Source organism: Streptomyces sp., from assembly GCF_019510245.1.
GTDB lineage: Bacteria > Actinomycetota > Actinomycetes > Streptomycetales > Streptomycetaceae > Streptomyces.
Window position 1 is genome coordinate 1 of sequence record NZ_JAEKKT010000134.1, and the last position, 24,892, is coordinate 24,892.

20 protein-coding genes and 4 pseudogenes are annotated in these 24,892 nt (G+C 73.3%); 6 read left to right on the forward strand and 18 right to left on the reverse strand.

Translation table 11 applies throughout. The features are described from left to right. The 13 genes and pseudogenes from JF597_RS19055 to JF597_RS19115 form a co-directional block, all read right to left on the reverse strand. A pseudogene (locus tag JF597_RS19055) lies at positions 1 to 669 on the reverse strand (MFS transporter); the annotation flags it as partial. Continuing rightward, positions 555 to 1,433: a transposase gene (locus tag JF597_RS19060; protein WP_293996171.1), complete on the reverse strand. Its 879-nt coding sequence runs from the start codon at positions 1,431 to 1,433 to the stop codon at positions 555 to 557. The pseudogene JF597_RS19055 and the gene JF597_RS19060, both read right to left, overlap by 115 nt. Positions 1,434 to 2,067: 634 nt before the next feature. Beyond that, positions 2,068 to 2,355, reverse strand: a complete 288-nt coding sequence (locus tag JF597_RS19065; protein ID WP_293996514.1) for a hypothetical protein — start codon at positions 2,353 to 2,355, stop codon at positions 2,068 to 2,070. After that, a complete protein-coding gene (locus JF597_RS19070; RefSeq protein ID WP_366916422.1) occupies positions 2,352 to 3,629 on the reverse strand; it encodes an AMP-binding protein in 1,278 nt (425 codons plus the stop codon). The genes JF597_RS19065 and JF597_RS19070 overlap by 4 nt, the downstream gene beginning before the upstream one ends. A gap of 49 nt (positions 3,630 to 3,678) precedes the next feature. Then, positions 3,679 to 4,536, reverse strand: a complete 858-nt coding sequence (locus tag JF597_RS19075; RefSeq protein ID WP_293996173.1) for an SDR family NAD(P)-dependent oxidoreductase — start codon at positions 4,534 to 4,536, stop codon at positions 3,679 to 3,681. Next, positions 4,529 to 5,377 carry an alpha/beta hydrolase gene (locus tag JF597_RS19080; RefSeq protein WP_293996175.1) on the reverse strand — a complete coding sequence of 283 codons (849 nt, stop codon included), beginning with the start codon at positions 5,375 to 5,377 and terminating at the stop codon, positions 4,529 to 4,531. The genes JF597_RS19075 and JF597_RS19080 overlap by 8 nt, the downstream gene beginning before the upstream one ends. A gap of 295 nt (positions 5,378 to 5,672) precedes the next feature. Next, positions 5,673 to 5,821 (reverse strand): annotated as a pseudogene (locus JF597_RS19085) (IS1380 family transposase); the annotation flags it as partial. Then, positions 5,811 to 6,116 (reverse strand): hypothetical protein, encoded by a 306-nt coding sequence (locus JF597_RS19090; protein ID WP_293996177.1) that lies wholly within the window; start codon positions 6,114 to 6,116, stop codon positions 5,811 to 5,813. The pseudogene JF597_RS19085 and the gene JF597_RS19090, both read right to left, overlap by 11 nt. A gap of 693 nt (positions 6,117 to 6,809) precedes the next feature. Further along, positions 6,810 to 7,154 (reverse strand): DUF4326 domain-containing protein, encoded by a 345-nt coding sequence (locus JF597_RS19095; RefSeq protein ID WP_293996179.1) that lies wholly within the window; start codon positions 7,152 to 7,154, stop codon positions 6,810 to 6,812. Positions 7,155 to 7,164: 10 nt separating this feature from the next. Continuing rightward, positions 7,165 to 7,947, reverse strand: coding sequence for an SGNH/GDSL hydrolase family protein (locus JF597_RS19100; protein WP_293996181.1), 783 nt, complete (start codon positions 7,945 to 7,947; stop codon positions 7,165 to 7,167). Between the two features lie 78 nt (positions 7,948 to 8,025). Continuing rightward, entirely contained in the window at positions 8,026 to 9,039 is a 1,014-nt protein-coding gene (locus JF597_RS19105) for a hemolysin family protein (RefSeq protein ID WP_293996183.1), read from the reverse strand. Further along, the gene (locus JF597_RS19110; protein WP_293996185.1) at positions 9,036 to 10,370 is read right to left on the reverse strand and encodes a hemolysin family protein; all 1,335 of its coding nucleotides are present in this window, start codon (positions 10,368 to 10,370) and stop codon (positions 9,036 to 9,038) included. The genes JF597_RS19105 and JF597_RS19110 overlap by 4 nt, the downstream gene beginning before the upstream one ends. 274 nt (positions 10,371 to 10,644) lie before the next feature. After that, positions 10,645 to 11,064 carry a GNAT family N-acetyltransferase gene (locus tag JF597_RS19115; protein WP_293996187.1) on the reverse strand — a complete coding sequence of 140 codons (420 nt, stop codon included), beginning with the start codon at positions 11,062 to 11,064 and terminating at the stop codon, positions 10,645 to 10,647. A gap of 50 nt (positions 11,065 to 11,114) precedes the next feature. Between JF597_RS19115 and JF597_RS19120 the strand changes: the two are divergent. From JF597_RS19120 to JF597_RS19130, 3 genes and pseudogenes are all read left to right on the forward strand, one after another. After that, positions 11,115 to 11,670, forward strand: a pseudogene (locus tag JF597_RS19120) (MMPL family transporter); the annotation flags it as partial. Between the two features lie 142 nt (positions 11,671 to 11,812). Then, complete coding sequence (locus JF597_RS19125) at positions 11,813 to 12,409, forward strand: sigma-70 family RNA polymerase sigma factor (protein WP_293996189.1); 597 nt, start codon at positions 11,813 to 11,815, stop codon at positions 12,407 to 12,409. 74 nt (positions 12,410 to 12,483) lie between these two features. Next, entirely contained in the window at positions 12,484 to 13,494 is a 1,011-nt protein-coding gene (locus tag JF597_RS19130; RefSeq protein ID WP_293996191.1) for a cobalamin B12-binding domain-containing protein, read from the forward strand. Positions 13,495 to 13,774: 280 nt separating this feature from the next. Here the strand turns inward: JF597_RS19130 and JF597_RS19135 are convergent, their stop codons facing one another. The 5 genes from JF597_RS19135 to JF597_RS19155 all read right to left on the reverse strand — a co-directional run bounded on the left by JF597_RS19135 (position 13,775) and on the right by JF597_RS19155 (position 20,895). Beyond that, positions 13,775 to 15,148 carry a deoxyribodipyrimidine photo-lyase gene (locus JF597_RS19135; RefSeq protein ID WP_293996193.1) on the reverse strand — a complete coding sequence of 458 codons (1,374 nt, stop codon included), beginning with the start codon at positions 15,146 to 15,148 and terminating at the stop codon, positions 13,775 to 13,777. Between the two features lie 176 nt (positions 15,149 to 15,324). Further along, positions 15,325 to 16,332, reverse strand: a complete 1,008-nt coding sequence (locus JF597_RS19140; RefSeq protein WP_293996195.1) for a DUF5914 domain-containing protein — start codon at positions 16,330 to 16,332, stop codon at positions 15,325 to 15,327. Beyond that, a complete protein-coding gene (locus tag JF597_RS19145) occupies positions 16,329 to 17,357 on the reverse strand; it encodes a phytoene/squalene synthase family protein (protein WP_293996196.1) in 1,029 nt (342 codons plus the stop codon). Before JF597_RS19145 ends, JF597_RS19140 begins: the two co-directional genes overlap by 4 nt. Further along, positions 17,354 to 19,123 (reverse strand): phytoene desaturase family protein, encoded by a 1,770-nt coding sequence (crtI, locus tag JF597_RS19150; RefSeq protein ID WP_293996198.1) that lies wholly within the window; start codon positions 19,121 to 19,123, stop codon positions 17,354 to 17,356. Before crtI ends, JF597_RS19145 begins: the two co-directional genes overlap by 4 nt. After that, complete coding sequence (locus tag JF597_RS19155) at positions 19,120 to 20,895, reverse strand: polyprenyl synthetase family protein (protein ID WP_293996200.1); 1,776 nt, start codon at positions 20,893 to 20,895, stop codon at positions 19,120 to 19,122. The genes crtI and JF597_RS19155 overlap by 4 nt, the downstream gene beginning before the upstream one ends. Before the next feature lie 329 nt (positions 20,896 to 21,224). Between JF597_RS19155 and JF597_RS19160 the strand changes: the two genes are divergently transcribed. The 3 genes and pseudogenes from JF597_RS19160 (at position 21,225) to JF597_RS19170 (ending at position 24,866) form a co-directional block, all read left to right on the forward strand. Continuing rightward, positions 21,225 to 22,442: a lycopene cyclase family protein gene (locus tag JF597_RS19160; RefSeq protein ID WP_293996202.1), complete on the forward strand. Its 1,218-nt coding sequence runs from the start codon at positions 21,225 to 21,227 to the stop codon at positions 22,440 to 22,442. 120 nt (positions 22,443 to 22,562) lie between these two features. After that, positions 22,563 to 23,292, forward strand: a pseudogene (locus JF597_RS19165) (class I SAM-dependent methyltransferase). Then, on the forward strand, positions 23,289 to 24,866 hold the full coding sequence (locus tag JF597_RS19170; RefSeq protein WP_293996204.1) for an FAD-dependent oxidoreductase: 1,578 nt from the start codon (positions 23,289 to 23,291) through the stop codon (positions 24,864 to 24,866). Before JF597_RS19165 ends, JF597_RS19170 begins: the two are co-directional and overlap by 4 nt. Positions 24,867 to 24,892 lie beyond the last annotated feature (26 nt).

Consider the following 24,892-nt stretch of genomic DNA (forward strand, 5'->3'; position numbering starts at 1 on the left):
GTAGGCGACGTGCGGCTCGACGGTGATGGCCCAGAGCCCGAGGCCGACGGCGTTCAGGGCCATGCCCGCGGTGACGACGGGTGCGCCGCCGATGCGGTCGGACAGTGCCCCGGCCAGCGGTCCGGCGATCATGGGCATGGCGGTCCAGGGCAGCATCCGTACGCCCGCTTGCATCGGTGAGTAGCCGCCGACGGTCTGCAGGTACTGGCTGAGCAGGAAGATCGACCCGAACATGCCCAGCAACATCAGCATGCTGGCGGCGTTGATGGCGCTGAAGGAACGGTGGCGGAACAGTCGCATCGGCAGCATCGGGTGCTCGGCGCGCAGTTCGTAGAGGACGAAGCCGACGAGCAGGGCGGTGCCGGCGAAGAAGCCGGTGAGTACCGGGGAGCTGGTCCAGCCGTCGGCGTTGCCGCGCACGAGGGCGTAGACGATGCCGAACAGACCGCCGCTGGCAAGGGCCGTGCCGACGAGGTCGAGGGTCGGGTTCGGGCCGTGACTCTCGTCCAGCCGCAGCAGGGCGAGCGGGATCAGGGCCAGGCCGAGGGGGACGTTCACCCAGAAGATCCACTGCCAGGAGAGGTTCTCGGTGAGTGTCCCGCCGATGAGGGGCCCGGTGGCGACGGCGATGCCGCTGGCCGCGCCCCAGACACCCAGGGCCGCGCCGCGTCCTGCTCACGTAGTCGCGGACGCTGCTGTAGCCGTCCGGGTAGCCCTGTTCGCTGATCTCCTCCCACAGTTTCCAGGCATTGGTGCAGCCCTCCTGCCAGCGCTGGTCGAGGCAGGGCTTGAAGGCATCGAGCTTGGTCGCACGGCTCTGCCACTGGCCGGTGAACAACTCCTCCGGAGTGGTGGCGGGAGAAGCGCAGGATGGTGTTGAGGCCCATGCCGAGCTGCCGGGCCACGGACCGCTTGCTGTGCCCGGAAGCCAGGAGTGCGTGGATGGTCGCGTGCTGGGCGCGGGTGCGTTCGGCGAGCCGGTGGCCCGTCGGCCAGGGCGATAACGCAGCTGGCTCCGCTTCCTCCTGCGGTGCCGGAATGGGGCGCAGGCAGCCACGGTGCCGGTAGACGCACCTCTCGGCAGCTTCGCCCAGGTTGTGCCAGAGGTGCCACCGGTCGGCGACCTGGAGTGCCTGCGGTGCCCCGCGGGTGGCGCCTTCAGCGAAAAAAGGAACACGATCGCGGCAGACGACCTCGATGCCGGGATGCTTGGCGAGCCGCGCCGCCGACGTGTCCGCCTCCCGGTCAGGCAGGAGGTCCACCGGGCGACGTGTCTCGACGTCGACGAGCACAGTTCCGTAGATCCGGCCCTTGCGGTGGGCGTATTCATCCACGCCGACCACGCGGGGTGTCGCAACCAGAGGATCCGGTAGCGAGGTGATCAGCCTCAGCAAGGTGTTCCGGCTGACTGGTGCCCCGAAGGCGTCCGTCATCCGCGCGCCGGCACGGCCCGCAAGCGCGAGACCGACCGAAACCAGAGTCGATCGCAGCCGCTCGGTCCGCCGGCCGAACCGGCGGGTAAGCCCAGGAACTTGCCCGGCAGAGGTCTTCCGCAGGCAGGACGCCTCCGCACAGACGAACCGACGCACCCGCAACGACACCACGACGAATTGCCGACCGCCGGCAGATCACGGGGGAACCGCAGGTAGGAGCCGTGTACTCGGCTCGACCAGCACCCGCATCCCGGGCAGGCCGCCCGGCCGGCAGTGGTCCGGGCCTCCACCCGGACGTCGGTGTCGGTCACCTCGACCAATTCCACGGACACGCCGTCCACTGAGGAAAACAGCAGGTCATCCAGCTGCGGTCGGACATCGTTCACGGCGCAGCACTGTCGACCACACCACGATCCGGCCGAGCGATTTTCGCGCCCTCCTCCGCCACCGCACGAAGATCGGCAGTTACGCTGCGTACGCGACCACAAGAAGTGGACCAGAGCGGATGAGCCCCGTCGCCGGTCGGCCGGGGCGGCTCTCATCGACCACTGCAACTCGAGAAATCATAGTTAACGGTTCTCTTTCTCATAGCCTTCCGTTCGATTTCTGCGATGCTGGAGTCGGAGCGAGTCCACTAGGACAGTTCGCGCTTGAGGATCTTCCCGGTGGCGGTCATGGGCAGGGTGTCGACGAACTCGACGATGCGCGGGTATTTGTAGCCGGCGAATTGCGTTTTTCCCCAGGCTGCCAGCTCGGCCTCAGTCGTACTGTCGTCGGCCTTCTTCACGACGACGGCCTTGATCTCTTCCCCGTGACTTGGGTGCGGAACTCCGATGACGGCGACCAGAGAGACTGCGGGGTGTGCCATGAGCACCTCCTCGAGCTCGCGCGGGTAGACGTTGAACCCGCCGCGAATGATCATGTCCTTGGACCGGTCGACGACGAAGTAGAAGCCGTCCGCGTCCTTGCGAGCCAGATCTCCGGTGCGGAACCATCCCTGGTTGTGGCCTCCGAGGTGGCCTCGGGGCGCTTGTAGTAGCCCTTCATGATGTTGTAGCCCTTGATCGCGATCTCCCCGACCGCGCCGGGGTCGTCCTCCACATCCGACCAGTCGTCGTTGATGAGCTTCATCTGGACCCCGGCGATGGGCCGGCCGATCGATCCGACTCGGGGCTCCTCGCCGTACGTGGCGAATGACGCGATGGCCACCGTCTCCGAGAGCCCGTAGCCCTCGAGGATCGTCACACCGAAGCGATTCTTGAACTCTTGGTGGATCTTCGCGGGAAGCGCGGAACCACCGGACACGGCGATGCGCAGGTTGGCGGCCAGCCGGGCGGCGTCGACGCTGTCGTCGAGTGCCTCGAGCAGGCCCCAGTACATGGTCGGGACGCCGCCGAAGAACGTCACGGCATGGTCGAGCATGAGCTCCAGCGCCTCATGGGCGGAGAACCTTGCCTGCAGGACGAGTGTGCCGCCGAACCCGACGGCGCCGTTCTGGATGACCATCTGGCCGAAGGCATGGAAGAGCGGAAGAACGCACAGGTAGACGTCGGGTGTTGCGGGGTCCGACTCGAAGAGCTGGGCACCGGCTCGGGCGATGTCGTACACGTTCCGGTGTCTGAGTTCTGCGCCCTTGGGCTGCCCGGTGGTACCGGATGTGTAGAGGATGACCGCGGTGTCGTCGTCGGCACGCTCGACCGTCTCGAACGTCTCTGGCCGCCCGGCGACAGCGGCGGCGAAGATCTGGTCCGGGGTGACGCCGTCCACAGACGCGCCGCTGCCGATGAGGAAGAAGTGCGCGGCCCGGTCGGCGGCCTGAAAGGCCGACCATGCCTCGCGCCCGATCGGGAGTTCTGGACTGCCTTCGAAGGCGAAGTACGCCGTCGCGTCCGAGTCGTTGAGGTGGTAGGCGATCTCCCGCGCCTTGAGGAGTACGTTCAACGGCACGACGACCGCGCCGGCCTTGAGGATCCCGAAGTAGATCGTCGTGAACTGCGGGATGTTCGCGCAGGACAGGGCAACCTTCTCGCCAGGGCGAATGCCGCGCTCGGTCAGCAGGTTCGCCACCCGGTTCGACGCCGCGTCGAGTTCCGCGTAGGAGATCCGATCGCCACCGAAGACGATCGCCGTGCGCGCCGGGTATTCCGACGCGGTGCGGGTCAGTAGACCGGACACGTTCCGGGTCGAACTCGTCATCAATGGCTCCTGGTCTGTGCGTAGTCGGGGCACCGCGTCGTTGCTGACATCAGGTGGTGAGAAAGTCCTCGCCCTCACGCCCGTCGAGGCGTCCGAGGATGCTCTGGACGGTGCGATCCCGCGCCAGGCCGGAGTCCAGGGCGGGTGCGATGGTGCCGCGGACCCTCGAGACCACTGTCCATCTGCGCGGACGGAAGACCCGCACATCGCGGCGGCACAGGCCCTCGACGATGGCTTGCGCCGCTTGCCCGGGGCTGATGCGCTTGCGCAGGAACCTCGGTTGGGTGTCGAGCAGCGCCTGGGCTGCTGGATCCTCGTCGACGCTCTGCCGGATCATGTCCGTGTTGATCATCGCGAAGTACGCGGTCGTGACGCTGACGCCATGGGCGGCGAGCTCGACCCTCAGTCCACGGCCAAGCTGCTCGACCGCTGCCTTGCTCATCGCGTACGGGATCGTGCCGGCCCCGTTGACGAAGGCGAACACCGACGAGATCAGGACGAGCCGGCCACGGTTCTCGATGAGGCCCGGAAGGGCGGCACGGACCGTGTTGAGCACACCCCCGACGTTCACGTCGAAGAGTCGGTCGACCACCGGAGGCGATGACGCCCGGAGGGTCACGCCCCGCGCAACCACACCTGCGTTCGCGATCACGATGTCCAGGCGGCCGGCGTCCCTGACGACGGTCTCGACCGCTCGGGTCATGTCGCCGAGGTCGGTCACATCACCGACCAGGTAGGTGACCCGCTCGTCGATGGCCTCGCCTGCGGCCGGACGGTGCAGATCGAGCACGAAGACTCGGGCACCGGCGGCGGTCAGGGACCGCGCGGTCGCCGCGCCCAGGCCCCGGCCGCCGCCAGTGACGAGGGCGACCTTTCCGGCGATCGACCGGTCGGATCTGTCAGCCATTGAGGAACTCCAGCGCCTCGGGGACGAACTCCCGGTGGTACTGGAAGACGCCGCCGTGCCCGGAGTTCGGATAGATCTTCAGCCGGGCGTTCGGGATCCGGCGGGCCATGTCGGCCGAGTTGCTGCTGGCCACCATGAGGTCGTGATCACCGTTGGCGACGAAGACCGGCTGGGTGATCACCGAGAGGTCGTCGGGGGCGTGCAGTCCGGCCGCGCGGATGGCCTTCAACTGCGCGCGTCGAGCCTGCAGGGAGATTTTCTCGTCGCGATTCTGGGTGCGTTCCTTGAGTCGGGCGAGGTAGTCCTTCGCGGCCCGCTTGCCCTCGGCGTCGCGCGGGAAGAACAGGAATGTCCTGGCGTCTTTCAGGGTGAGCGCGGACTTGACGTACGCCTTGACCGCGACCTTGTTGATCTCCTTGATGCCGCCGCCTCCGCGGGGACCGGTCCCGGCCAGGATGATCCGGCGCACGAGCTCGGGTGCCTGCAGGGCCACCATCTGTGCGACTCCGCCGCCGAGCGAGAACCCGAAGATGTCGACCTTCTCGAGTCCCATCGCACGGATGAAGGCGACGGCGTCGCGGCCCATCTCCTCGACGTCGGGCGGCACGGATCCGCCGGACCCGCCGACCCCGCGGTTGTCGAACGTGATCACCCGGTGGCGGGCAGCGATGCCGTCGATGATCCTCGGGTCCCAGTCGTCAAGGACAGCCATCAGGTGGTGCAGGAACACCACCGGAACACCACCGGTCGGACCGAGCTCGCGGTAGGCGAACGGCACCCCGCCGACATCGATCGTGCGCGTGGGCACGTCGATCCACTTCATGCTCTTTGTCGTCTTCATCTTGCCTCCCCGGATGCGGCGCGAGGACCGCGGCTCCGTGCAGTTGTATTACGATCGTTCTTCTTACGGTTGTAATAGATACACGCCGGAACGGGGCGACGGCAAGGGCTCTGCACCCACTGAGCCCGGATCCACCGGCTTGATTCAGGAGCGATCGTTCCGGGGTCGTTCGGGTGTCTGGCGGTTGATCTGTGGTTTGGGCAGGCAGTGTCCGCTGGTCTGCCCAGCTCTTCCACGTGTCCACACGTCTCGGGCCCCTTCGGGCGGGTTGGGCAGAGCGCGTCAGGCGGTCGGTGGCGCGGGTGAGGTTGTGGGCCAGGGCGGCGAGGGTGAGCCAGGCGGCATTCGCCTGAAGTGCCCGGACGGCGCGTGTGCGTTCGTGCTGTTCTTGATGTCCGCGATCACTTGTTCCACCACGGCGTGCCGCCGGTGATCAGGCTCGGCGTCCCTCGAAGCGTTCCGTGTCCGCGATCCTTACCAACGCCCGGAAGGCCTCCGTCCGTTGCCCCCAGGTGTCCTTCTCCAGTGCCAGGTCGCCGCTGTCGCCAACGGCCAACGACAGTTGTGCGAAGGTGTTGTCGACGGAGAACTTGCGGTCGATGAGGACGTCGTACCAGGGCGCCCGTTCGGGATCGCGCGCTGCGGCGACCACAGCGTCGAACCCCGCCAGTTCCGCCCAGGTCGTCAGTGCGGCGCAGGCCAGGAACCGCTCGCGGGCCATGGCCGAGTCATCGTTCAAGAGGCCCGCCAAACCCAAATCCGGACGTGAAGCCGACGGGGAGCAGCGCGGGTGGGCTGTGGGGGGTTCTTCCTCGCCGCCCAGGGCACCCCGGCACCACCGTGGAACACGGCCCGACCGCCACTGTGTTCTCCACTCCCTCCGACCCCCGCACGACGGACTACGTGGGGGGCCGCTTCGGCTGACGGGTTCGGCGAACCGGAAGCCGAGCAACACATGTCGTGGCAGGACCTGGCCGAGAAGCGCTCCGAGCGCGCACGTCTCGTTCTCCTGGAACCCTTGAGACGGCCGCCTGCCGAGCACCTCGTTCGACGGCGTAGGAGCCGTAGCTCGGAACACTCCGGGTGACCGAGGTGTCACCCTCCTGGCCGGCGCCGTCTGGCCAGTCGTAGACCGCCTCAGCCGCATCCTTGCCGCCTGGGCCGGGCACACCAATGCGGCGTTCACCAAGTGGAGGTATGTGCCGTCGACGTCGAGGACATGAGGGCCGCAGCGACCGCGTGGGACACCTTCCACGGAGGCGACATACCGAGCGGTGGGGAGGAAGATGTGAGAAACGATCTCTCCTGCACTCCAGTAATAAGCCTATGAGCTGCATTGATGTGGAAGCTCGTAGGATCTGCCACGGACTCTACTGGCGATTCCTGCAGGCCGGCGTCGCGGGCCCGCTCGTGCGAAGCTACGAGAGCCACATCACGGCTGGGGGAGGTCGGCGAGTTCCGCCAGCACGTCCGCGTGGCACGGCTCCGGCGTGCACCAGCAGGCCAGGATCTTCCCGCGCAGCCCGGCCACCAGCTCCAGCAGCTCGGGCCGCTCCAGCAGGTACGCCCGGTACATCGCCATCACCTCGGCCCGGGTGCCGTCCCGCTTCTTCTTCGGGGTGTCGTAGGCGAAGGGGTTGTACAGGGGATGGCGGGGCAGGTCCCAGCCGCCCATCGTCCAGCGGCGGCCCACGTAGACGACGTCCGCGGGCGCGTGTTCCAGCCGGGGGCCGAACTCGTGGATCCGGCCCCTGACACTGATCACCCGGGTGGGCACGGGAGCGGCCTCACGCCTCGTACGGCAGCAGCTCCGGCCGCTTCGGCGCGCGGCCGTCGCCCGAGGAGCGGCCGGTGAGGCGGCGGCCTATCCACGGCAGCAGGTGCTGCCGGGTGAAGCGGGCGTCCGCGACCCGGCGCGCGACCCAGCCGGGCGGCGCCGTGGCCGGGATCGGCGTGCGCCACTCGGTGTCCTCGGCGTCGTAGCCGAGGGTCTGCCAGACCGCCTCGGCGACCCGGCGGTGCCCCTCGGCCGTCAGGTGCAGCCGGTCCACGTCCCACATCCGGGGGTCGGCCAGCGACGGCGCGCCGTACAGGTCGACGACCAGGGCACCGTGCCGTCCGGCCAGCCCGTCGACGATGTCGAACAGCTCCTCCATACGCGGCCGGAACCGCTCCAGGACCGGGCCCTGGCGGCCGGGGCTGCGCATCAGCACCAGCTGCTCGCAGGCCGGCGCCAGCCGCTCCACCGCCTCGGTGAGCAGGTCCCGCACCCGGACCATGTCGCACTTGGGGCGCAGCGTGTCGTTGAGGCCGCCGACCAGCGTGATCACGTCGGGCCGCATCGCGACCGCCCGGTCGACCTGCTCCTCGACGATCTGCCCGATCAGCTTGCCGCGCACCGCCAGGTTGGCGTACCGGAAACCGGGGGTGCGGGCGGCCATCCGGGCGGCGAGGACGTCCGCCCAGCCCCGGTAGGAGCCGTCGGGGCGCAGGTCCGACATGCCCTCGGTGAAGGAGTCGCCGATCGCGACCAGGCTGGAGTGTGCGGGAAGCACCGGGTTCTTCTGCATGGCGACAGAGATGGTATCCCGGGGCGCATACCCGGCGGTCGGTCACTTCCTCCGGTGGCGACTCCGCCTCCGTGCGGCCTACACGTGCTGGCCGAACAGCTGCCGCAGCACGTCCTCCATGGTCACCAGCCCGGCCATCCGGCCGTCGTCGCCGAGGACGCCCGCCAGGTGGGTGCGGCTGCCGCGCATCGCGGTGAGCACGTCGTCCAGCGGTGTGCTCTCCCGCACCCGCGCGATGGGCCGCATGTCCCGCAGCCGGAACGCCTCGTCGTGCGGCGAGGCGTCCAGCGCGTCCTTGACGTGCAGATAGCCGACGATCCGCCGCCCCTCGTCCACCACCGGGAACCGGGAGAAGCCCGACTCCGCGGACAGCCGCTCCAGCTCCTCCGGGGTGACGCCCACGCGCGCGTAGACGACGCGTTCCAGCGGCACCACCACGTCCCGCACCGGCCTGCGGCCGAGCTCCAGGGCGTCGTGCAGCCGCTCCTGGGCCCGGTCGTCGATCAGGCCGGCCTCACTGGCGTCCTTGACGATCTCGGCGAGCTCGGTGTCCGTGAAGGTCGCCGAGACCTCGTCCCTGGTCTCCACCCGGAGCAGCTTGAGCAGGCCGTTCGCGAACGCGTTGATCGTGAAGATCACCGGGCGCAGCGCCCGGGACAGGGTGACCAGGGGCGGACCGAGGAGCAGGGCGCTGCGCACCGGCTCGGCCAGCGCCACGTTCTTCGGCACCATCTCGCCCAGCAGCATGTGCAGGTAGGTCGCGAGGGACAGCGCGATCACGAAGGACACGGCATGGCCCGCGCTCGTGGGCACGCCGACCGCGTGGAACACCGGCTCCAGGAGATGCGCGATCGCGGGCTCCGCGACCACGCCCAGCACCAGCGTGCACAGCGTGATGCCGAGCTGGGCGGCGGCCAGCAGTGCGGACACGTGCTCCAGGCCCCACAGCACGCTCTTGGCCCGCCGGTCGCCCGCCTCCGCGTGCGGCTCGATCTGGGAGCGGCGCACGGAGATCAACGCGAACTCGGCGCCCACGAAGAAGGCGTTCACGACCAGCGTTGCGAAACCGATCAGCAGTTGTACGGCGGTCACCGGTGCCCCTCCTGCTCCGTCTCGTCGTCGAGCGGCGCGTGCAGCAGCACCCGGGCCGCCCGCCGCCCCGACGCGTCCACCACGTCGAGCCGCCACCCGGCGACCTCGACCCCGTCCCCGGTCTCCGGTATGCGGCCCAGCTCGGCCGCGACCAGCCCGGCCAGCGTCTCGTACGGCCCCTCGGGCGCCCGGAGTCCCACGCGTGCGAGCTGGTCCATGCGGGCCGAGCCGTCCGCCGAGTAGAGCGCGCGGCCCGACGCGTCGGCGCCGGCCGGGGCGAGGTCCGGCGTCTCGTGCGGGTCGTGTTCGTCGCGGACCTCGCCGACGACCTCCTCGACGATGTCCTCCAGGGTGGCGACCCCGGCCGTCCCGCCGTACTCGTCGATGACGACGGCCATGGTGCGCCGGCCGCCGAGGCGGTCCAGGAGGCGGTCGACGGTGAGGGACTCGGGGACCAGTAGCGGCTCGCGCATCATCTGGGCGACCCGGACCCGGGCCCGCTCCTCGGCGGGCATGGCCAGGACGTCCTTGATGTGGGCGGTGCCGACCACCGAGTCCAGGCTGTCCCGGTAGACCGGGAAGCGGGACAGGCCGGTCGCCCGGGTCGCGTTCGCCACGTCCTCGCAGGTCGCCCGGGCCTCCAGGGCGACGACCTGGACGCGCGGTGTCATCACGTTCTCGGCGGTGAGATCGGCCAGGTTGAGCGTGCGCACGAACAGCTCCGCGGTGTCCGGCTCCAGCGCGCCCTGCTTGGCGGAGTGCCGGGCCAGCGCGGCCAGCTCCTGGGGCCCGCGTGCGGAGGCCAGCTCCTCGGCGGGTTCGATGCCGAGGCGCCGTACCAGCCGGTTCGCGGTGTTGTTCAGATGGGTGATGAAGGGCCGGAAGGCCGCGCTGAACCAGCGCTGGGCGTTGCCCACCCGCTTGGCCACGGCCAGCGGCGAGGAGATCGCCCAGTTCTTGGGCACCAGCTCGCCGACGACCATCAGGAACACCGTGGACAGCGCGGTGCCGATCACCAGCGCCAGCGAGCTCGCCGCCGGCGCCCCGATGCCCACCGCCTCCAGCGGGCCGGCCAGCAGCTTGGCGACCGAGGGCTCGGCGAGCATGCCGACCACGAGGTTGGTGACCGTGATGCCGAGCTGGGCCCCCGAGAGCTGGAACGTCAGGTTCCGTGCGGCCTTGAGGGCGCCGGCCGCCCCACGCTCGCCGCGCTGCACGGCACGCTCCAGCTCACCGCGCTCGACCGTGGTCAGCGAGAACTCGGCCGCGACGAAGGCACCGCAGGCGACCGACAGCAGGATCGCCACCAGCAGGAGGAGCACTTCGGTCATCGGGTCACCTCCGTCCCAGGATCGGACAGGGCTGACGGGATCGCGCGGTGCCGGCGGCGGACGGGACTGGGAGGCTCGCCCATGGGTGGACGCTCACACACCTTTCCTGGAGTTACGGGACTGCGGACGACTCCCCCAATGGTAAAGGATCGGCAAAGCGTGTACGCGGTGCCCTCCGTCGATGGCCTCGCCCGCCGCCTTCCCTGCGCCAGGTACCCAGCGGCCCGTCGGGCATGGCGCCGCTCTTAGGCGTGCTGTTGCCGCCCGGGCCTAGCTAGAGGGGCTTCACCCAGCGTCGCCAGTGGTCCTCGCGGAGGTAGCCGCGTGCGGCCCACGTGTGGTGGGCCCGTTCGTTGGCTTCCAGGACCATGGCGTCGACGCGTCGCCCGCCCAGGGCGGCGAAGCGTTGTTCCGCGGCCCGCAGCAGGGCGGTGGCGATGCCTTGGCGACGGTGGTCGGGGTGGACGGCCAGCCGGTAGGCGGAGCATCGCCATCCGTCGAAGCCGGCTATGACGGTTCCCGCGAGGAGGTCGTCGCGCATGGCGAGGAGCAGGGCTTCCGGGTCTCGCGCGATGAGCCGGGCCACTCCGTCGTGGTCGTCGCTGATGCTCGTTCCTTCTGCGGCGGCACGCCAGAACCGCAGCACGGTGTCGATGTCCGAGAAGGTGGCGTGGCGGATGCGGAGATCGTTCATGGGGTGAGCCAAGCAGAGCGCACGTTCGTCCGGCGAACGGGTTTGCCGGGGTGTGGACCGCCGACGGCGGGGACGTTGTCAGCGGTCAGCAGCGGTCGGCCACCGCGGCGATGGCCGCGCTCGCCGGCACGCCAGGGACGGCCGCATCCCCCTCCCCGGCCCTGCCCTCGCGGGGCCCGCGCCGGCCTCCAGGCCGTCGTGCCGCTGAGCCCCGATCTGGGCGAGCGGCTCGCACCCGCGCTGCAACGGGTGCGGGCCGCGGCCGAGACGGTGCCCGGCACCCGGGTGCAGTTGGGCGGACCGGCGGCCACCCGGGCCGACCTGGCGGACGCCTTCTCCGGCATCGACGGGGTACTGCTCGCGGTCGCCCTGGCCGCCGTCCTGGTCATCCTGCTGCTGGTGTACCGCTCCTTGCTGCTGCCGCTCGTCGTCATCACCGGCGCGGTGTTCGCCCTCGGGCCGGCGTGTGCCGTCGTCCACGCCCTGGCCGACCACGGTCTGGTGCGGGTCGACGGGCAGGTGCAGGGCATCCTGTCCATCCTCGTCATCGGTGCCGCCACGGACTACGCGCTGCTGGTCACCGCCCGCTGCCGGGAGGAACTGGCCGCAGGGCGCGCCGCGGCCGGGGCGGCTCGGCGGGGGGCCGCCGGGGTGACTCGATGCAGACTCGATGCGAGTTGCTCGGGCTGGCGTGCCGGACGGACTGTGGCGGTGAGGCAGGGAGCCATTCCGCACAAGGAGCAACCGGATGACCGCATTCGCTGTGACCGAAGCCCCGCCCAGGCCCACGGCGGACCCGGACGACGATCTGGCCCTGCGTTTCGCGGCCGGGGACGAGAGCGGGCTGGAGGCGGTCTACCGTCGCTGGGCGCCCCTCGTCCTGTCCCTGGCGCGGCAGTCGCTGGGCGACGGCGCGGAGGCCGAGGACGTCACCCAGACGGTGTTCCTCGCCGCCTGGCGCGGCCGCCACGGCTACCGTCCGGGCCGTGGGCCGCTGCCCGCCTGGCTCGTGGGCATCGCCCGGCGCAAGATCGCCGATGCGCTGTCCGCCCGCTCCCGGCGCACGGACGTCGCCGCGGCGGCGGCGCGCGAGCCGGCCCGCTCGCCGGATCCGTCGTACACGCAGGACGCGGTCCTGAACCGGGTGGACGTCACCCGGGAGCTGCGCAGGCTTCCCGAGCCCCAGCGGCGGGTACTGTGCCTGGCGTTCTACGGTGATCTGACGCAGACGCAGATCGCCCACGTCACCGGCTGGCCGCTGGGTACGGTCAAGAGCCACGCCCGGCGCGGTCTGCTGCGCCTGGGCCGGAGCCTGGACGCCGGGGCCACGGAGCGAGCACGCTGACCGGACGGTTCGCGCGCCGGCCGGCCGGGTGGGTGTACCCCGCCCGGTGCGCCGGAACCAGGCCGGGGAGAGAGATGACCAGCGTGAACGCCACTGAGCAGCCTTCGTCCGAGCCGCCCGCCGTACCGGGCGGCGCCGGTCTGACCACCGGTGTGCTGGCCCGCCGTCTCGGCGTGTCGCCGATGACCCTGCGCTCGTGGGATCGCCGCTACGGCATCGGACCGACCGCGCGCACCGAGGGCGGGCACCGCCGCTGGACGGCGGCGGACGTGGCCACGATCGAGGAGATGTGCCGGCTGACGGCGACCGGTGTCCCGCCGGCCGACGCGGCCCGCGCCGCCCGTACGGCCGCCGCCGGCCCGGACCCCACGGAAGCCGCCGTTCCGACGTCCCCGCCGCCGAAGGCACGGTCGCGGGCGGCCGGCGCGCTGCCTCTCGGTGACGTCCGTCAGGAATGCCGCGGCCTGGCCCGCGCCGCCGTACGACTGGACGCCCCCGCGCTCGAGAAGCAGCTCACCGCCGCTGTCGAGCGCTACGGCGTCGTGGTCGCCTGGCAGGAGGTGATGGTTCCCACCCTGCACGCCGTAGGACGCCGCTGGGCGTCCTCCGAGGACCAGTACGTGGAAGTGGAGCACCTGCTCGCCTGGCACGTCTCCACCGTGCTGCGGCGCAGCGCGGCGCCCGCCGTCCCCGTGGTCCCGCCCGCGGCCGGCTGCGTCCTGCTGGCCTGCGTGCCCGGGGAACAGCACTCCCTGCCCCTGGAGGCGCTGCACGCGGCGCTCGGCCGCGAGGGTCTGCCGGTGCGCATGCTGGGAGCCGCGGTGCCCGTCGAGGCGCTGGACGCGGCGGTGCGCCGGCTCGGCCCGGTCGCGGTCGTGCTGTGGGCCCAGGAGAGCGCGCGGGCGGCTCCGGCCCTGGTCCGGCACATCGCCGGGCAGCGCTGGGGCATGAAGGGGACGCGGCGCGGTCCGGCGGTGCTGCTGGGCGGCCCCGGCTGGAGCCGGTCCCAGCCCGCCGGCCTGCTCAAGCCGGCCGGACTGGCACAGGCGGTGGAGGCGCTGCGCGCCTTGTGCACGGCAGGGTGAGCCCACGGACACGTCCCCGTCCCCTCACCGCGGGCTGCCGTGCCCTGCCGCGATCCCCGAGCCGTCGGGTGCCTGCCCGGTGACGGCGCCTCGACCGTGCGTCGCCGCTCCTGCGCAGCACCTCGCCGGGGTCGCCGAGCCGGTCCAGGCCCCGCACCGCGCGTCGCATGCGGGCGTTTCGGCACCGCGGTTCCGGTACCGGAAGTCCCGTACCCGGCGGTGCAGGGGCTGGGTGTGGCCTGCACGCGCGAGGGGTGGCGGACGTCCTCCGGGCCGGCCCTCAGGCGCGCCCCCGGGCCCGCTTGAAGCGGTCCAGGCCCTCCGCCAGGGACACCACCGGCTCGGGGTAGCCGGTGCTCGCGCGCTCCTGCGCCGGAAGCTTCCACGGCTCGTGCACGCAGGCCGCCTTCACCTCCGCCAGCTCCGGCACCCAGCGCCGCACGTACGCTCCGTCCGGGTCGTACCGCTTGCCCTGGGTGACGGGGTTGAGCACCCGGTTGGGCCGGGTGTCGGTGCCCGTACCGGCCATCCACTGCCAGTTGAGCTGGTTGTTCGCCATGTCGCCGTCGACCAGCAGGTCCAGGAAGTGCCGGGCGCCCACCCGCCAGTCGAGGTACAGCGTCTTGGTGAGGAAGCTCGCGGCCAGCAGCCGGCCCCGGTTGTGCATCCAGCCCTCGTGGCTCAGCTGGCGCATCGCCGCGTCCACGATCGGATAGCCGGTGCGTCCCTCCCGCCACGCCTGCGCGTCCGCCTCCGCGTCCCTCCCGCCGCGCCACCGGTCGCGGTGGGTGCGGTAGTCGCGTGCGGCGGCGTCGGGGCGTGCGGCGAGCACCTGGCGGTTGAAGTCGCGCCAGGCGACCTGCCGTACGAACGCCTCCGCGCCCGCGCCGCCGGCCCTGCGGGCCCGGTGCACCACCTCGACCGGTGACAGGGTGCCGAAGTGCAGGTGGGGGGAGAGCCGGGAGGTGGCGTCGCCCGCCAGGTCGTCGTGGCGTTCCTCGTAAGCGGTCACGCCGGAGCGCAGCCACGCGCTGAGCCTGCGCCGTCCCTCCGTCTCACCGCCCGCGCACAGCCCGGGCGACACCCCGTCCACGTCGCCGCGCTTCGGCAGCGGGGCGGATCCCACCTTCTCCGGCACGGCGACCGCGCCCGGCGCGTCCAGCGCGTCCCGCAGACCCTGCGCGGACCAGTGCCGGTAGTACGGCGTGAACACCGCGAAATGGTCGGACGAGGCAGGGGTCACCGCGCCCGGCGCCACGGCCGTACAGACCGTGTCGTGCACGTACAGGCGCCGCCCGTCGGCCTCCAGCGCCCGGCGCAGCCGTCGTTCGCGGGTGTGCGCGAACGCGCTCACGTCGCCCGCCATGTGCACCTCGTCGGCGTCCGCCTCGGCGGCCACCCGGCACACCTCCGTGACGGTGTCGCCCTCGCGCAGCACCAGCCGGCCGCCCCGCTCCCGCAGCCGGGCGTCCAGGTCCCGCAGGCAGTCGGAGAGGAACGCGAGCCGGTTCGGCGCGGCGAAGCCCGCTCCGTCCACGGCCGGGTCACGCACGAACAGCGGTACCACCTGGCCTCCGCCGTGCAGGGCCGCGCGCAGCGGAGGGTGGTCCGACAGGCGCAGATCGCAGGTGAACACGACGACCGAGGTCTGCATGGGGGCTCGCTTCCGCTTCCGGTGGGGGAACTCTCCGATGGCTTCGCCCCGTCGGCCGGTGCCGGATGCGGCGAGCCGCCGGAAGTCCCCCGTTCGGCTGCCGGCGCAGCCGCTGCGGTGGCCGGGTATCCGCATGTCTGCCCTCCTCCTTGCCAAGCCCGCCGCCCCGTCGCCGCTCAGCCCGGGAAGCGGCCCGTCGACCGCAGCTGCCAGCGGCGCTCGGCGTAGGCCAGGTCGTCCCGCCACAGCCGCCCGGCCGCGGCGCGCACCAGGGGACGCAGCAGCGGTGCGGCCCGGCGGGCGGCCGCGAAGCCCGGACGGTGCGAGGCGGCGAGCACCGCTTCGACGACGGCGGTGCGCGGCCGGCCCGTCCCGTCCGCGCCGAGCGGCGTGGCATGCGTCTCCACGACGGAGCCCGCGCCCTCGCCCTCGGTGATGTGCATGACGACCGTGCGGGGTTCGGGCGCGGTGAAGACGGCGCGCACCGGCACCACCAGCCGGCCCGCGACCTTGAAGGACACGTCGACGGTCAGCGCGTCCGGGCCGTCGCCCACCGCACCGGCCGGGCCGTCGGGTGTGTCCACCACGGTCAGGTCGACGAACGAGTAGGGGTGGTACCACGCCCCGTGCCACGGATCGAGCCGGTTGGCCACCACGTCCTCGGGCTCGCAGACACCCACTGTGGTGTACACGGCCGCCAGGGTGCGCGCGGGCTCGGGCCGCCGCGGCAGGACCGGTGCGTCCAGCGGCTCCTCGCCGCCCACCGCGTCCAGCCGCGTCCACACCAGTACCCCGTCGTCGTGCACCGGCAGCGGCGTCCAGCCCGCGTACGGACCGCCGTCCAGGGACAGCCCGTGCCAGTGGCAGACCAGCGTGCCGCAGCGCACCGGGCTGTCCCGTAGCGGTGCTCCCAGGTGCGGGCAGATCCCCGGTCCGCCGACGAGGCGCCCGTCGGGCCCCCGCCACACCACGACCTCCTGCCCCGCCACGGTCCGCGCCAGCGTGCCGTCGCCCCGCAGGGCGCGGGAGTCCCCGACGACGTACCAGTTCCCCGACGGGCGGGCCTGCGCCCGTTTCAGCGCCCCGGCGATCAGCCCGGGCCGCGCCTCGCGCCAGGTGGGCCGCTGACGCTCCCAGGACACGGCGTGCCGGCGCAGCGACAGCGGCAGGCGGCGGCGGTTCACGCGACCTCCTCGGCGGAGCGGACGCGCGCCGTCGGCGGGTGCACGGCCGCGGGCAGGGCACGGGCGGAAGGAGGCGGACGGTGTCCGGGAACCGTCCGCGCGCGCAGCCGGGCCGCCGCCACCCGGACCAGCCCGTCGGCCGCGACCACCGCCCTGCGCCGCCGCGGCACCACCGACCGCCGGTGCAGCACCGCGTAGCCGTCGCGGGCGACGGCGTCCAGGATGCCGCCGTACAGGACGGCCGCGATGCGGATGCAGGGCCGCGCCACCGGATCGAGCAGTTCGACACCGGGCATCGCCGCCCGGTACACGCCGCGGGTCAGCGCCTCGAACTCCCTGAGCGCGGCGGTGATCCGGCCGTCCGGACGGCCCGTCGCGCGGCTCCAGGCCAGCAGCTCCCGGTCCACGCCGTGACCGGCGAGCAGGTCGGCGGGCAGGTAGACGCGCCCGCGGTCCAGGTCCTCGCCGACGTCCCGCAGGAAGTTGCTCAGCTGGAAGGCGACACCGAGCGCCGCGGCGTACGGCGCGGCCTCCTCCCGCGGCACCACCGTGCCCAGTACGGGCAGCATTTCGAGCCCGATCACCGCGGCCGAGCCGTGCATGTACGCGCGCAGGTCGGCGTAGGTGGGATAGGCCGTCACGACCAGGTCGGAGCGCATCGCCACCATGAAGTCCCGGAAGTGGGCGTGGTCGATGGCGTAGCGGCGGGCGGTGTCGGCGAGCGCGCGCACCACCGGCCGTCCGCCGCCCTGCCGCAGCCCTTCCGCGAGTTCCCCCTGGAGCCGGGCCAGCGCCCGCACCCGCACCTCGGGTCCGGCGCCGGGGTCGAGGGAGTCGACGATGTCGTCGGCCCAGCGGGCGAAGCCGTACAGGGCGTGCACGGCGGGCCGCCGCTCGACGGGCAGCAGCCGGGTGGCGAGGAAGTAGGTCCTGCCGTGCCGGGCGTTGAGGGCGCGGCAGTGGCGGTAGGCCGCGCGCAGCGCCGCATCGCTGATCCCCGCCGCGTCCAGCTCTCGGTCGGTCATCGTGTCCTGCCTTCGGTCGCGGGGGCCGTCGGGTCGGCCGGAGGGCTTTCCGGCAGCGGAGGCTGCTGTACGGCGGCCGGGGAGCCGGCCGGGAGGTCCGGCGGCGAGGCCGGCGACTCCAGCGGTGCGGCGAGGCGGTCGCGAGGGGCCTCAGGCGCTGGGCGGACAGCCGCCGACCGCCGCCCGTCGGCCCGGAACACGGAGGGGGCCGGGGAGCCCGTGGGGGCCGGGGCGCCGGTCCGGCCGGTGGCGGCGGTCGCGGCGGGGCGCGCGCGGCTGCTTCGGCGGCCGGGTACGCCCGTGACCCGGGCCGCGGCCAGCTTCCCCGACAGCAGTACGGTCGGCACCCCCACGCCGGGCGTGGTCCCGCAGCCGGCCAGGACCGCGTTCTCGGTGCCGCGCACCAGGTTGCGCGGCCGGAACGGCCCGGTCTGCGCGAAGGTGTGGGCGGCCGAGAAGGGGGTCCCGGCGGCGTGCCCCTGGGCGTGCCAGTCGGCCGGGGTGATCAGGCACTCCTCCTCGATGGCGGCTTCGATGCCGTCCAGTCCGCGCCGCTCCAGCTCCCGCAACAGCGTGTCCCGGTAGCGCGGGCCGAGGTCGGACCAGGCCGCCGCGTCCGGGCCGATGTCGGTGTTGGGGCACGGGGCGAGGACGTAGTGCAGGTGGTGGCCTGGCGGCGCGAGGCCGGGATCGGTGGTGGTGGGGCGGGTGACGAGCAGCGACGGATCGCTCATCGGCCGTCCGGTGCGGGTGAGTTCGTCGAACGTGGTGCGCCACGCCGCGCCGAACGAGATCGTGTGGTGGGCGAGGTGGGGCCAGGTGCGGTCCGTGCCGGCGTGCAGCACGACCGCGGAGGGGGAGTGGCGCAGTCCGAGCGGTCTGCGCGGCCGGCGGCCGAGCAGCCGGTAGGTGACCGGCAGGTCCGGGGTGAGGACGACCGCGTCGCACGGGATGCGGCCGGTGTCGCTGACGACGGCCGTGATGCGCTCGCCCGTCCGCTCCAGGAGGGTCACCCGCTCCCCGAACCGCAGATCCGCGCCTGCCGCGGCCGCCGCCATCGCCCGCGGCAGGGCGTGCATGCCGCCCCGGGGGAAGTACACGCCGGCGACGGTGTCCATGTAGGCGATGACCGCGTAGGCGGCCAGCGCCCGCTCCGGAGGCACGCCCGCGTACAGGGCCTGGAAGGAGAACACCCGGCGCAGCCGCTCGTCGGTCAGGAAACGGCCGATCCGGGCGTCCAGGCGGCCGAAGCCGCCCAGCGCCGCCAGCCGGGCGAGGTCGCCGTTGAGCAGGCCGAGCGGTGAGTCGAAGTTGGCGTCGATGAACCGGCGCATCTGGGCCCGGTACAGGTGCTGAAGCCAGTCGCGCAGCCGGCGGTAGCCCGCCGCCTCCGCCGCTCCGGCGAACCGTTCCACCTCCGCGGCCATCGCGTCCGCTCCGGTGTGCACGTCGAGGCTGCTGCCGTCCGCGAAGCAGGCCCGGTAGGCCGGGTGCAGGGGGATCAGCTCGACCCGCTCGTACAGACTGTCGCCGACGGCGGCGAACGCCTCGTCGGCCAGCTCCGGCATGGTCAGCACGGTGGGTCCGGTGTCGATCCGGTAGCCGCCCAGGTCGAGGCGTCCGGCCCGGCCGCCGGGCAGCTCCTCGCGCTCGACGACGGTGACCCGGCGTCCGGCACCCAGCAGGTGCAACGCCGCCGACAGCCCGGCGAGTCCGGCACCGACGACCACCACGTGGTCCGTGCGCCCGGGCAGGACGCGGGTCACCGGCCACTCCCCGCACCGCCACGAGAACCGGACGCGCACGGACCGTGCGCCGACCGCAGACCCACGACGGCATCCCCACCCGACTGAGCCCGGCCCGGCCCGACCGCATCCGCCCGTCCCTCAGCACGTCCAGCTCCATCCGGCCGCGCCTCAGCCTGTCCGGCTCCATTCGCCCGCGCCTCAGCCTGTCCGGCTCCATTCGCCCGCGCCTCAGCCTGTCCGGCTCCATCCGGCTGCGCCTCAGCCTGTCTGGCTCCATTCGCCCGCGCCTCAGCCTGTCCGGCTCCATCCGGCTGCGCCTCAGCCTGTCCGGCTCCATCCGGCCGCGCCTCAACCTGTCTGGCTCCATGCGCCCGCGCCTGGCCCGGCCTGACTTCACCCCGCTGCTGACTTGGTCTGGCACCTTCTGGCCGTGTCTGGTCCGGCGTGGTTCCTCCTGGGCGTGCGCCACCCGGTCCGGTGCCTTCCGGCCGTGTCTGGTCCGGCCCGGCTCCTCCCGTCCGCGCTCCATCCGGCCCCGCTCCACCCGCCCGTGCCCCCGCCGCCGCGACGAGCAGACCGCGCAGCGGCTCGGCGCCTTCCGGGTCGAGCAGGGTGCTGTCGAAGTGCCGCAGCCCCTGCGCGGTGAGCCGGTCGATCTTGCTTTCCACGGTGGCGCGCGCCCCTGTGGCGACCAGCACGTCCCGTACCTGGTCCAGACCTCGCCCGGTGAGTCCCGCGTCACCGAGCCATCGGTCCAGGACGTCCTGTGCGGTGCCGTCGCCGGCCGCCTCGGCCCGCGCGCGGGCGACCGCGACCAGATAGGTGGGTTTGCCCTCCCGGATGTCGCCGCCGCAGTCCTTGCCGGTCTCCAGCGGGTCGCCGAAGACGTCGTCCAGGTCGTCGCGCAGCTGGAACGCCATGCCCACGCAGCGTCCGGCGTCGCACAGCCGACGCAGCGTCAGATCGTCCGCGCCCGCCGCGGTGGCCCCCAGGGCGAGGGGCCGCTCCACCGAGTACAGGGCGCTCTTCAGACGGGCGGCGCGCAGCGCGCGGGGCAGGGACCGCGCCGCGGTGATCTGGCCCTGCACGTCCAGGTACTGGCCCGCCACCATCTCCGTGCGCATGTCGCTCCACAGCCGCCGCACCACCACCCCGGTCCAGGGCGCCAGCGGCGTCTCCGCCACCAGGTCGTCGGCCCAGGCCAGCGCCAGGTCCCCGGCGAGGACCGCCGCCGACTGCCCGAACCGCCCGGCCCGCTCGGGCCCCACCAGGCCGGCGTACCTGTCGGTCAGGTCCGTGTGCAGCGCGGGACGGCCCCGCCGCAGCGCGGCCCGGTCCATCACGTCGTCGTGGACGAGCGCGCACGTCTGGAGCAGTTCCACGGCGGCGGCGAGGTGCAGGGCCGCCGCCGCGGCCGCCGGGTCCCGGCCGGCGCAGGCCCGCGAGGCCCACCACACCAACTGCGCGCGCGTGCGCTTGCCACCCTGCAGAGTGAAGCGCGCCACTCGTTCGGCCAGTTCCGCGGCGAACAGGGAATCCGCCAGCCGGGCGCGGCGCAGGCGCTCCGCCAGCACATGGTCGAGCATCCGGCCGACAGCGCCGGTCACGTCGGCGTCGATTCCGCGCACCTCGGCGGACCCGGCGGGAAGCGGTCCGCTCGCCACCGGGCAGGCCTCGGCCCCTTCCCTCCCGTCGGCCACCGGCCTGCGCGGAAGTGACGCCACGGGCGCGGCCGCGATCGGCCGCGGCGGCGCGCCCGCAGGGTGGTCCTTCGCGTGCGTGGGACGCATCCCGGTTCCCTCCGTCGTGTCTGTGTCCGTCGTTCCCGTCACCCGTCTGCTTCGGCGCGGGCGGCGCGGACGGATGCGCGCACGTGCCACGCGATCGTGGCGGCCACCGGGGCCGCCCCCTCCACCGTGCCGTCTCCGGCGTTCGGCCGCTCGCCGTCGGGGAGGTGCCTGCATCCGCCGGGGTACACAATCCGGAAGACCAGGCCGGGGCATCCGGAAGGGCGCCGTGTCCCCCCGCCCGTTCGGAGCGCAGCACCGCCGCAGGACCCGCCGCCGCGACACGCGCGGGCCGGGCCGGAGCGCCGAGGAAGCCGAGGAAGGGAGAGGCCGTGCCGGAGACGGACGTGGCCGTCGTGGGTGCGGGCGCCGCCGGGCTGTCGCTGGCCCACCGGCTCGCCGGGAGCGTGCCGGGCCTGCGGACACCGTCCGTGGTGCTGGTCGACGCGCCGCCCGGACCGCTGCGGCCGCCGCCGCGGACCTGGTGCTACTGGGCGGCGGGACCCGGACGGTTCGACGCCGCGGTGCGGGCCGAGTGGCAGCGGCTGCGGGTGCGCCCGCGCACCGGCGCCCCGGTCGAAGGGGGGATCGCCCCGCTGCGGTACCGGATGATCCGCTCCGGCGACTTCGAGCGCTTCGTCTCCCGGGAGCTGGCCCGCAGCCGGAACGTCCGGTGCCTGGAAGCGACCGTCGAAGCGGTGGAGGACGTGCCCGGCGGCGCGCACCTCCACCTGAGGGACGCCGACGGCCGGGCGCGGCTGCTCACTGCCCGCTGGGTCCTCGACTCCCGCCCCCCGGGCAGCCTGCCGGCCGCGCGCACCACGTTGCTGCAGCACTTCCACGGCTGGTTCGTGCGCACCGCCCGGCCCGTCTTCGACCCGGCCGTCGTGGAGCTGATGGACTTCCGTACCCCGCAGCCCGACCACGGCCTGTCCTTCGGCTACGTCCTGCCGACCGGGCCGTGCGAGGCACTGGTGGAGTACACCGAATTCTCCCGGCACGTCCTCACGCCGGAGCGCTACGAGGCGGCCGTACGGCACTACGCCGACGAGGTGCTGCTACTCGGGGAACGGCAGGTCCTGGCCACCGAGACCGGCGTCATCCCGATGACCGACGCGCCGATCCCGCGGCAGAGCGGAGCCTCGGTCTTCCGCATCGGCGCGGCCGGCGGAGCCACCCGCCCCGCCACCGGCTACACCTTCGCCGGACTGCAGCGCCAGACGAGTGCCGTCGCCGAGGCCCTGCGCCGCGGGCGCCGCCCGGTGCCGCCCGCCGCCCACTCGGCGCGCTCCCGCGCCATGGACGCCGTCCTGCTGCGCGCCCTGGACAGCGGCCGGGCCGACGGCCCGGAACTGTTCGGCCGGCTGTTCGCCCGCGTGCCCATGGCACGGCTGCTGCGCTTCCTCGACGGAGGCACCCGCCTGCACGAGGACCTGTGCATCGGCCTGCACGCGCCCGTCGGCCCGATGCTGCGCTCCGCCCTGGAGCTGCCCCGCCTGCCCCGCCGCCCCTTCGACCCACCCGCGCCGCCGCATCCGCCGCCCGCCTGACCGCATCCGCCGGCACAGCCCGCCTCCCCCCGCCGCTTCCCGCGCCGGACCCGCCCGCCCCGCACCTCCCCCCGACGGAGACCGTATGACGCTCCCGCACCTCCCGCCGACGGAGACCGCATGACGCTGTTGCGCGACGAACACCTCGCCGCCGCCTTCGACCACGCCTCCCGCAGCTACGACACGCTCGTGGCCGTCAACCCCGGCTACCACGCCCACCTGCGCCGCTCGGTGCGCCGGCTCGGCCTGCCCGGACGGGGGCAGGGGCTGCGCCTGCTCGACCTCGGGTGCGGAACCGGCGCCTCCACCGCCGCGCTGCGCTCGGTCCTGCCCGCCGCCGACGTCACGGCCGTGGACGCCTCGGCCGTGACGTCGGCGGCGGGCCGCGGCCAAACCGTGGGCGGACGGGGTGACCTTCGTACACGCCCCCGCCGAGCGGCTGTCGGAGGCCGGGGTGCGCGGCCCCTTCGACGCGGTGTTCGCGGCCTATCTCCTGCGCAACGTCACCGATCCGGACGCCGTCCTCGCCGCCGTCCACGGGCTGCTGCGGCCGGGCGGGCGGCTCGCCGTGCACGAGTACACCCTCCGCGGGCGGCGCGCCGACCGAGCGGTGTGGACACTGGTGTGCCGGGGTGTCGTGCAGCCCGTGGCGACCCTGCTGGGGGACGGACCGCTGTACCGGCACCTGTGGCGCAGCGTGGTGGAGTTCGACACCGCCGGGCGCTTCGCGCGGCGGCTCGGCGCGGCCGGCTTCGACCAGGTGCGCGCCCTGCCGTTGCCGGGCTGGCAGACCGGCGTCACCCACACCTTCGTCGCGCGCCGGGCGCCCGGCCACCGGGAGGACGCATGAGGACCGCACACCAGGGCGCCGCGCGCCGGGGACGCGACCGCCGGGCCCGGATCCTGCGGGCCCGGCCCGGCGCCTCCCGGGTGCAGGGCAGCCCGCCGTCGGTGGCGGTGGTCGGCGCGGGCATCGCCGGCCTGGCCGCCGCCACCGCGCTCGCCGAGCGCGGGGTGGCCGTCATCGTGTACGAGAAGCTGCCGTACCTCGGCGGGCGGGTCGGAGGCTGGCCGACCGAGCTGCGCGACGGCACCACGGTGACCATGAGCCGCGGCTTCCACGCGTTCTTCCGCCAGTACTACAACCTGCGCGGACTGCTGCGCCGGACCGACCCCGGCCTGGAGTGCTTCACCGGCCTTCCGGACTACCCGCTGCTGCACGCCGGCGGCCTGCGCGACAGTTTCCGGCACGTCCCGCGCACCCCGCCGCTCAGCGCGCTCGGCTTCGCGGCGCTCAGCCCTTCCTTCCGGCTCGCGGACCTGCGCGCCATGGACGCGCGCGCGGCCCTGCCCCTGCTCGACGTGCGTGTGCCGGACGTGTACGACCAGCTGGACGGCACCAGCGCCCACGACTTCCTGGACGTCGTGGGCTTCCCCGCAGACGCCCGGCACCTGGCCTTCGAGGTGTTCTCCCGGAGCTTCTTCGCCGATCCGCGTGAGCTGTCGGCCGCCGAGATGGCGCTGATGTTCCACATCTACTTCCTCGGCTCCGCCGAGGGGCTGCTGTTCGACGTGCCCCGCGCCCCCTTTCCGGCCGCCCTGTGGGACCCGCTCGCCGGCTATCTGGCCCGGCACCGCGCGCAGGTGCGCACCGGCACGGCCGTCGAGCACATCGAACCCACCCCGGACGGCGGTTTCGTGGTCGCCTCCGAACGGGACGAGCGCCGCCACGACGGGGTCGTCCTCGCCCTGGACGGCGCGGGGTTGCGCTCGCTGGTCGAGCGCTGCCGGCACCTCGGCGACGCGCCATGGCGCGAGCGGATCGGACGGCTGCGTACCGCCCCGTCCTTCCTGGTGAGCCGCGTGTGGCTGGACCGGCCCGTCGCACCCGACCGGCCCGGCTTCCTCGGCACCAGCGGCTTCGGCACCCTCGACAACATCAGCGTGCTGGAACGCTACGAGGACGAGGCGGCACGCTGGAGCGCGCGCACCGGAGGTTCCGTCGTCGAACTGCACGCCTACGCCGTACCGTCCGGCGCCGCCCGGGACGTCGAACAGAAGCGCCTCCTCGGCCAACTGCACCGTGTCCACCCGGAGACCGCCAGGGCCACGGTGGTCGACGTCCGCCACGAGTGGCGCGAGGACTGCCCCCTGTTCCCGGTGGGCGGCTACGGCGACCGCCCCACCGTCCGCACCCCGCACCCCCGACTGGCCGTGGCCGGCGACCTGGTCCGCACCGGCCTGCCCGTGGCGCTCATGGAACGGGCGGCTACGAGCGGCTTCCTCGCGGCCAACGCCCTGCTGGAGCAGTGGGGGGTGCGGGGCCAGACGCTGTGGACGGTGCCCGACCGCGGGCGGAGCGCGCTTCTCAGGGCCCTGGCCACACGGGAGCGGAGGCCCGCCGGCGGCGGACGGCCGCACTGAACGGCCCCGTGGGACCGGGCCGGACC